Below are 9413 nucleotides of genomic sequence, written 5' to 3' on the forward strand. Positions count from 1 at the left end.
GGCACTGATATGATATATAGTCATGAAATAGTTTTATATGTTCTTAAAACTACAAAATATTTGAGCATATAGCATATTATAAAAAATTAAATTTTTAGGGATTTAGAAAGCTGATAAAGTTTGATGAATTTATAATAGTAACCGTAGTATTATAATAAGTTTCGAATGATTTTGGAATTTTTACTTTGGTTTTTTTGCTCCATTTAAATTCGTAAGCAGTAATTTCATCAGGCGTTATTTCTACATAATCTATTTCTTGCTGGCTTCTGGTGCGCAAAAATTGAGATTTTGTTTTAAGCATTTAATCATAAAAAATAACTCCTAATGCACCGATTATGGCCATGTTCAGTGAATATATTCACCAATATTGAAGATTTTAATATGAAAAATAAGTAGATATTAATGAAATACGCTAAATTGTCCAACTTTTTAAAAGCTGTAAACCACTAATTTTTAAGATTATAGTATTTTTTAACAGGAACTTTCAGATTCTCATTGTCCCAAAAAATAACCAATGGCATGTAAAGGTACAAACAAGACCTTTACACTAGCGTAATTATCTCCGTTGGACTTGAGGTTCCTGCTTTCGCAGGAACACTTTTAGTCATTCAATTTTAAAACCGCCATAAACGCTTGCTGAGGAATTTCAACGTTTCCTACTAAACGCATCCGTTTTTTACCTTTTTTCTGCTTTTCAAGAAGTTTACGTTTACGTGAAATATCACCACCATAACATTTGGCCGTAACATCTTTTCGAAGTGCTTTAATGGTTTCTCTTGAAATAATTTTGGCACCAACCGCTGCCTGGATAGGAATATCAAATTGTTGACGTGGAATCAACTCTCTTAGTTTTTCACACATTTTTCTTCCAATATCCTGAGCATTATCAGCGTGTATCAATGCTGAAAGTGCATCAACCGGTTGTGAGTTCAATAAAATATCCAGACGCACCAATTTGGAAGTTTTCATTCCCGATGGATGGTAATCAAATGATGCATAGCCTTTTGATACGGTTTTTAACCGGTCGTAAAAATCAAAAACGATTTCTGCCAATGGCATATCAAAAGTGAGTTCAACGCGCTCTGGTGTTAAATAGGTTTGATTAAGGATAATCCCTCGCTTTTCAATACAAAGCGACATGACGTTACCCACATAATCTGATTTTGTAATGATCGTTGCCTTAATATAAGGTTCCTCAACCCTATTGATGGTTGATGGATCTGGCAAATCGGACGGATTATTAACGATTAATGGAATATCGGGGTTTTTATTGGTATAAGCTTTGTACGATACGTTAGGAACTGTGGTAATAACCGTCATATCAAATTCGCGTTCCAAACGTTCTTGGATAATTTCCATGTGCAACATGCCCAAAAAACCACATCGGAAACCAAAGCCTAAAGCTGCGGAGCTTTCGGTTGCAAAAACCAATGAGGCATCATTCAGCTGCAATTTTTCCATGGAGTTGCGCAACTCTTCGTAATCTTCAGTATCAACAGGATAAATTCCGGCAAATACCATAGGCTTTACGTCTTCAAAACCTTCTACTATATTGGTGGTTGGATTGGCAAAATCGGTGATGGTATCGCCTACTTTAACTTCTTTTGCGGTTTTAATTCCTGTAATTAAATAGCCAACATCACCTGCTTTGACACTGTTTTTTGCTACTTGGGTAAGTTTTAAAGTACCTACTTCATCGGCATAATAATCTCGATCGGTAGCAACAAATTTAATTCTCTGGCCTTTTTTTATTTCGCCATTAAACACTCTAAAGTAGGTTTCGATACCTCTAAACGTATTATAAACCGAGTCAAAAATTAACGCTTGCAAAGGAGCATTCACGTCACCTTTTGGTGCAGGAATACGGTCGATAACCGCCGCTAGGATATTATCTACACCAAAACCAGTTTTTCCACTGGCATGGATGACATCTTCAGGTTTACAACCTAATAAATCGACGATATCATCGGTAACTTCTTCTATATTAGCACTTGGTAGATCGACTTTGTTGAGAATCGGAATAATTTCCAGATCATTCTCTAAAGCCAAATATAAATTAGAAATAGTTTGTGCTTGGATGCTTTGTGCGGCATCAACAATCAATAAAGCTCCTTCACACGCCGCAATAGAACGCGAAACTTCATACGAGAAATCAACGTGTCCCGGAGTATCAATAAGATTAAGAATGTATTTTTCGCCCTTGTAGTTGTACTCCATTTGGATGGCATGCGATTTAATGGTAATGCCACGCTCGCGCTCCAAATCCATACTATCAAGAAGTTGGTTCTGCTTTTCACGATCGGTTACGGTATCTGTAAAATCCAATAAACGATCGGCAAGTGTACTTTTACCATGATCAATATGCGCGATAATGCAAAAATTTCTAATGTTCTTCATAAAAACAATGCTAAATAATTTGCAAAGATAACTGATTTATTGTGCTTTTGGTTGTTTTTTATTGATCTAAAAAACATAAATAATTACGGGATTCCCGTAAAAATAAGTCTAAAACAATTGATATATTGTAAGCCTAAATAAAAATTCATTTTGAAAATTTATAGTTACTCCTGTTTATTTCTTTTTGCTGTACTCTCTACAACATTCGGTTTTGCTCAAGAAAATTCGGTTTCTGGATTTATTGAGGACGATAAAGGTCAGTCTATTGCGTTTGCACATATTATTTTAATGAAAGCCATAGATTCATCGGTTGTAAAAGGCGTTTCAAGTAATGATAAGGGTTTTTTTATTTTCGATAAAGTGCCTTCGGATACCTATACGTTCAAGTTTAGTTTTATGGGCTACACCGATGTTTATAAAACATTTTTGGTTGACAAACCCATCGATTTTGGAACCATAGTCTTAATGGAATCATCTGAAGAACTGGATGAAATCAGTATCATTGCCAAAAAACCAACTTTAAAAAAATTGGCCGATCGTTTGGTTTTTAATATTGAAAACACGCCGTTAATTGAAGGCAATATGTTTGATGTCCTGAAAGGTACACCTGGTATTTTGGTGATGGATAACAATATTCAGGTAAAAAATATTTCGCCTACAGTTTACATCAATGATAAAAAAGTGCATTTGAGTGGTGAAGAATTGGTACAGTTATTAGAAAGTTCGTCGGCAAATTCGATAAAATCAGTTGAAGTCATTACCAATCCATCGGCTAAATACGATGCCGAAAGTGGCGCGGTCATCAACATTGTGATGAGCAAGAATTTGGTAACCGGTTATAGCGGTAATGTTTTTGCAAATTATACGCAAGGTGTTTTCCCTAAGTACGACGGCGGCATGAGCCATTTTTTTAAAAACGATAAGATCGATTTTTTTGCGAATTATACTTATTCCGATAAAAAAATCAACCGGGATGGAGAAACCATCATCAATTATCTGGATACGAATCAAGCCGTCAACCAAATTTGGGAATCGGATGTCAATCGAAATACATGGACCAAAACACATAATTTTAATTTCAATTTTGATTATTCAATTGATGACAGAAACTCGTTGAGTCTATCTTCCATGATGTTATGGATGCCTTATTTTAAGTATGATATTTCTAACAGAACCAATGTTTTTGGAGCCAATCATGATTTGGATTTTTATTATAATGCCAATAATCAATCCAATGATGACAAATACAATTTAGGTTTTGATTTGGATTATGTACATCGATTTAAAAATGAAGGTGAAAAACTGACGTTTAATTCCCATTTCACCACTTATGATTATCAGCGGGATCAAAACGTGATGAGTGATTATTTTAATGCTGATCATTCCTTTATGCAGCACACGGCATATCGGACCGACAACAATCAAAACACTCAGATTTTTACAGTGCAAACGGATTATTCTTTGCCATTAAATTCCATATCAAACCTAGAAACTGGTATTAAGTTTTCTGATATTCAGACCAATAGTGCAATTTCACAATTTAATATCAACAACGGGCAGGAAATTCTGGACATTCCCAATTCCAATGCCTTTGATTATGACGAAGCTATTTATGCCGCTTATGTCAATTATTCAATTGATTGGGAAAAGCTTAGTTTAACCACCGGATTAAGAGCTGAGCAAACCAAAGCGAACGGTTTTTCTGTTGCCAATGATGAAAACAATACATCAGATTATTTGGAATGGTTTCCTACCGCGAGTTTAAATTACTCTATTTCTGATGATGTTAGTTTATTTAGCAATTATAGCCGAAGCATTACACGCCCCGATTATGCAAGTCTTAATCCGTTTCGATTCTTTTTGAATGATAATACCATAGTTACCGGAAACCCGCTATTGCAGCCGGTTATTGTCAATCATGTGGAACTCGGGACGACCTTAAATACCAGATTTACTATTAGTGCTTATTATAAAACTTATGCCAATAATGTTTTTGAATTGCCTATTCAGGATAATGTTAACAATATCCTCACGTTTACACCTATAAATATCAAGCAAACCGAAGAATATGGCTTAGATTTTATCACTTATTTTAATGTCCTTAAAAACTGGTCGGTTTATTTTGTGACTTCGTTTTATAATACCAAGGATGAAAGTGAATTTGATAATGTTTTTTTGAGCAGGAGCCAATGGTCCAATTATTCGATTTTAAGTAATGATTTTAGTTTTTTGAAAGATCAAAGTTTGATAGCTAATTTTACAATGGTTTATTCCAGCAAAGGCCAGCAAGGATTTATTGAAGTTGATGATCTGCTTTTCTCAGAGCTCTCACTTTCTAAAACCGTACTTAAAAGTAAAGGAACGATTTCTTTAGCTATTTCCGATTTGTTTAACCAGCAAGATTTTATGACCCGATCGCGCTATTTGAATCAGTATAATTCAAATTTGATCATCCAAGATACACGCACCATAAAATTAGGATTCCGATACAAATTTGGAAATTCCAATCTAAAAACCAACCAACGTAGCCAATCCATACAAGAAGTTGATCGTTTGGAGAAAAAATAATGAGGCAGTTATTTATCTGGACAAATTTTATTAAATGTCAAAGTTTAAATTGCTATTGGAACAAAACCTGTGCGGTCTTAATGCGGTCCAATTCGTCCCAATTCCCGAAAAAAAGCTAATTTTGCACTAAAATCTCAACAGTGATAAAAATAGGCGACATTGAACTTCCACATTTTCCATTGCTTTTGGCACCTATGGAAGATGTTAGCGATCCACCTTTTAGAGCCTTGTGCAAAGAGCAGGGTGCTGATGTGGTTTTCACGGAATTTATTTCCAGCGAAGGACTGATCAGGGATGCGGCAAAAAGTAGGATGAAATTGGATATTTATGAGAAGGAGCGTCCTGTTGGCATTCAGATTTTTGGAGCCAATTTGGAGAGCATGTTGCAAACCATTGATATTGTTGAGAAATCCAATCCTGATATTATTGACATTAATTTTGGATGTCCAGTAAAAAAAGTGGTCAGCAAAGGTGCCGGAGCCGGCATTTTAAAAGATGTGTGCCTTATGGAACAGTTGACGGCCGAAATGGTAAAACGCACCAACTTGCCCATTACCGTAAAAACCCGTTTGGGCTGGGATCACGATTCCATCAGAATTGTTGAGGTTGCCGAACGCCTTCAGGATGTGGGTTGCAAGGCTATTTCCATTCACGGCCGAACACGAGCGCAGATGTATAAAGGCCATGCCGATTGGCGACCAATTGCTGAGGTCAAAAACAATCCACGCATGCATATTCCTGTATTTGGAAATGGCGACGTTGATACGCCGGAAAAAGCTATGGAAATGCGCGATGTATATGGATTGGATGGTTGCATGATAGGTCGTGCGAGTATTGGAAATCCATGGTTTTTTAAACAGGTAAAACACTTTTTTAATACTGGCGAACATTTAGGTCCTATTTCTTTAGAAGAACGCGTTGATGCCGCACGACGTCATCTTGAAATGTCCATCGCTTGGAAAGGTGAAAAGCTGGGTGTTTTTGAAACTCGACGTCATTATACCAATTATTTTAAAGGCATTCCCAACTTTAAGGAATACCGCACAAAGATGGTGACCAGCGATGATGCTGCCAATGTTTATGCTGCCTTTGATGAGGTATTGGAAGCTTTTTCAGGCTATGAGTTTGCTTAAAAACTCAAAATTTTAAGATAAAGCAAATTAACTGCGCACTAACTTTTCGTTTATGCGTCCGGAAGCAATTTTGGAAGCAATCAATCCTAAAATGGTGATGGTGAGCAGTACAATCACAATATTTATAATTTGAAATGTTACTGGATAAGGAAGTGATGAAGTAATCATTACCCACCCAAATTGTTGCTGCATAAGGATTAAGACAACGCCTATAAAAACACCTAAAATACCACCCAAAAAAGTCATTAGACTTCCTTGAATAAAGAAAATACGCCGAATATCCTTTGTGGTTGCACCAATATTATAAAGTGTATGCAACGATCCTTTTTTATCCAAAATCATCATGATTAAGGCACCAATCACATTAAATAAGGCAATAATAATGACCAAGGTAAAAATGAGATAAGTTATAAGATTTTCGGTATTCAACATTTTATAAAGTGCATCATTCAATTGCATCCTGTTTTTTATAATAATGTCTGATTCGAAGTTTTCCAATAAGGCTTTTCTGACCTTTTTATCGTCGGTACCTGGTTTAAGTTTCAATTCGATACTGCTCACTTGATTGGCGGCGTAATCCATCAAATAACGGGCATTGACAATGTCAGTATAAACATAAGTGGCGTTCAAATCTTCATTGACATCAAAAACACCAATATTGACCATATTTAAGGACGTAAAAGCACCTCTTATCGAACTGATTTGGCCAACGCCAGGTTTTGGTACATAAATGGTAATCATTTTTCCATAATCTAAAACACCAAAAGACAAATTGTGTGCAATTCCCCAACCCGAAACCATTTGCCCACTACCTTCTTCAAACCATTGTCCTTGGATAATCATGGAGTCAATGCTAGTTACTTTTAAATAATTTTCATCAACACCCTTTAGTGAAGCCAATACATTTTTGTTGTTAAACTCAATGATGATGCGCTCTTCAATGGTTTTTGAATAGGACGAGATACCTTCAATAGTGGCTAATGCCGTCGAATCTTTATCAGTAAGAATAAATGATTTTCCTTGTGCCGGAAGGATTTTAAGATCAGGATCTACAAATGAAGAAAATTCAAGGCTAAAATTCTTTAGGCCTGCAAATCCAGAAAGCACAATAAATAATGCAGCTGCTGCAACAACCACTCCAGCAGCTGCAATAATGGTCATAATATTAATGGCATTATTGCTGCTTTTGGTAAAAAGGTACCGCTTAGCGATGTACAGCGCAAAGTTCAATTACTTTTTTTTACGTTTATCCAATAAACTGGTATCCTTAATCGGATCATCTTCACCTCTTAAGGATTTGTTGATGCCCTCAATATATTCAAGAGAATCATCAATAAAAAACTCTAAATTAGGCATTCTGCGCAATTGATGTTTGGTGCGTTGCGCCAATTCATGACGAATTAACGGCGTATTTGAACGAATACCGACCAAAAGATCTGCGGCATCCTTATTTGGGAAAATACTCAAATATACTTTGGCTATCGATAAATCGGCGGTCACATTTACCTTACTTACCGAAATGATCACACCACGCAATCCGCCTTTGGTAGCGGCACCTTGAAGTACATCTACCAAGTCTTCTTGTAAAATACCTCCAATTTTTTTCTGTCTATGACTTTCTTCCAAAATGTTTCTTTTTTATAAATCTAAAAGGATGATCCTACTGCTATAAATTAACTAATTATAGCCAGTTAAGGTCTATCGACTGCAAAAATAGAGCATATTTAAGGATTATTGTATTTTTGATGAATTAAAATGTAATTCTCACTTTTGTGGCGAACGAATAAAAATCTTATTTCCATGGATATAAATATGAAAAAAATCGAACATATAGGCATTGCTGTTAAAGACTTGGAGGCTTCCAATCAGGTTTTTGCGGCTCTTTTAGGGAAGCCCCATTATAAGATAGAAGCTGTTGAAAGTGAAGGCGTACGTACTTCGTTTTTTGAAACAGGACCCAATAAGATTGAACTTTTGGAAGCTATTTCACCAAATAGTCCGATTGCTAAGTTTATTGAAAGAAAAGGGGAGGGCATCCATCATATTGCTTTTGCGGTAGATGACCTAGAAGCTGAAATAGAACGACTTGTAAGTCAAGGTTTTACCATATTGAATACAACTCCAAAAAAAGGCGCTGATAATAAGTTAGTGGCGTTTTTACACCCTAAAAGTACCAATGGTGTTTTGATTGAATTGTGCCAAGAGATAAAAAGCTAAAAATGTTGTAAGATTTTAAAAATAGTAGTAATATTGCATCCTCTTAAACCGGTCCAATAGCTCAGCTGGTTAGAGCACCTGACTCATAATCAGGTGGTCCCTGGTTCGAGCCCAGGTTGGACCACCAGTGAATGCAAGCCTTACAGAGATGTAGGGCTTTTTTTTGTGTCTCTAGGTTAAACATAGGTCAAACATTTAGATTTTCTAAATCTCGTTTTTGTAGTTTTGATTTATGAGAAGCACTCCAGAAAATCCACTTTCATTTTATTTCGATATGCTATTTGTCAATAGTATTGACGCTGTCAAAAATGGCTTCATTGGTAATCTTACTATAAAAGAAAACGGTTATTCTTACATCCAGGAATATGGATATTATATGAAAGAAGAAATGGTTGAAGATGATGAAATAATGCCTGTCTTTAATACGGAATTTATATATAAAGAAGATTTTCTATCTAGTTTGATTGATTTTGAGAACATCCAAATTTATAAGGAAGTGGAGTATGAAATATCCAGAAAAGGAAATATTGAAGATAAATGTAGTTACTTAAAAAGTGTTTATGATGATATTGGAATACTCTTGAAACGAGTGTTTAAGTATGAAAATGATGATTCTTATATAATTGAGGATAAGCTGAAGGAAATTATTAAAAATTTAAAAGATAGATATTCATCAGTATTAAAATATGATGATGTTTATAAATATTTAATTAAGGAATCAGATGTCACTTTCTTCAAGAACAAAGATCTCAAATATTCTTTCTACCAGGATTTATATGAACTGGCTTATACACTATACTTAATTGATGATACAGAAATAGAGGAGTTAGATTTCATAAGTGCGTTTAGTTCTCCAACTCCACAAATATTAGAGAATAAAATCCGATTTTCAAAAAACAACTATGTTGTTGCCTACTTTTTGGAATCGTTAAAACCATTTTTTAACGGTTTTACACCTACTGCTATCGAAAAGAGTGAAGTCTTCTTAAACAAACAAAATAAGCCCATAAAAAGTACAGACATATACGCTTCATTGTCCAGAGGTAAGGGTAAAATTGACGATGAAAAGAATAAGATAGATGCTCATATTTTAAAGCT

The 9413-nt window shown here is 35.2% G+C and carries 8 protein-coding genes and 1 tRNA gene; 5 read left to right on the forward strand and 4 right to left on the reverse strand.

All coding sequences use genetic code 11. The annotated features are described in order from the left end of the window. Positions 1 to 94: 94 nt before the first annotated feature. Positions 95 to 277, reverse strand: coding sequence for a hypothetical protein (locus tag VNJ50_RS11940; protein ID WP_325582206.1), 183 nt, complete (start codon positions 275 to 277; stop codon positions 95 to 97). Between the two features lie 323 nt (positions 278 to 600). Continuing rightward, on the reverse strand, positions 601 to 2397 hold the full coding sequence (gene lepA / locus VNJ50_RS11945) for a translation elongation factor 4 (RefSeq protein ID WP_325582208.1): 1797 nt from the start codon (positions 2395 to 2397) through the stop codon (positions 601 to 603). Positions 2398 to 2547: 150 nt separating this feature from the next. Between lepA and VNJ50_RS11950 the strand changes: the two genes are divergently transcribed. Together VNJ50_RS11950 and dusB are read left to right on the forward strand one after the other, a co-directional pair. After that, a complete protein-coding gene (locus VNJ50_RS11950; RefSeq protein WP_325582209.1) occupies positions 2548 to 4965 on the forward strand; it encodes an outer membrane beta-barrel family protein in 2418 nt (805 codons plus the stop codon). Positions 4966 to 5105: 140 nt separating this feature from the next. Beyond that, positions 5106 to 6098, forward strand: coding sequence for a tRNA dihydrouridine synthase DusB (gene dusB, locus VNJ50_RS11955; RefSeq protein WP_325582210.1), 993 nt, complete (start codon positions 5106 to 5108; stop codon positions 6096 to 6098). 27 nt (positions 6099 to 6125) lie between these two features. Here the strand turns inward: dusB and VNJ50_RS11960 are convergent, their stop codons facing one another. Further along, positions 6126 to 7328 (reverse strand): ABC transporter permease, encoded by a 1203-nt coding sequence (locus VNJ50_RS11960; RefSeq protein WP_325582211.1) that lies wholly within the window; start codon positions 7326 to 7328, stop codon positions 6126 to 6128. Beyond that, positions 7329 to 7724 carry a 30S ribosome-binding factor RbfA gene (gene rbfA / locus VNJ50_RS11965; protein ID WP_325582213.1) on the reverse strand — a complete coding sequence of 132 codons (396 nt, stop codon included), beginning with the start codon at positions 7722 to 7724 and terminating at the stop codon, positions 7329 to 7331. 186 nt (positions 7725 to 7910) lie between these two features. On the opposite strand from rbfA, the gene mce reads away from it, so the two are divergent. From mce to VNJ50_RS11980, 3 genes are all read left to right on the forward strand, one after another. Then, positions 7911 to 8315 (forward strand): methylmalonyl-CoA epimerase, encoded by a 405-nt coding sequence (mce, locus tag VNJ50_RS11970; RefSeq protein ID WP_325582215.1) that lies wholly within the window; start codon positions 7911 to 7913, stop codon positions 8313 to 8315. A 50-nt stretch (positions 8316 to 8365) separates the two neighbouring features. Continuing rightward, positions 8366 to 8442 (forward strand) — tRNA-Ile (locus VNJ50_RS11975). Between the two features lie 105 nt (positions 8443 to 8547). Continuing rightward, a partial coding sequence (locus tag VNJ50_RS11980; protein WP_325582217.1) for a hypothetical protein occupies positions 8548 to 9413 on the forward strand: 866 nt, incomplete at its 3' end.

It is taken from the genome of Gelidibacter sp., from assembly GCF_035577925.1.
In the GTDB taxonomy this organism is placed as follows: Bacteria; Bacteroidota; Bacteroidia; order Flavobacteriales; family Flavobacteriaceae; genus Gelidibacter.

Bases quoted from the DNA above. Each gene is read 5' to 3' on its own strand.
- lepA (WP_325582208.1), bottom strand. From the start codon at position 2,397: ATGAAGAACATTAGAAATTTTTGCATTATCGCGCATATTGATCATGGT.
- mce (WP_325582215.1), top strand. From the start codon at position 7,911: ATGAAAAAAATCGAACATATAGGCATTGCTGTTAAAGACTTGGAGGCT.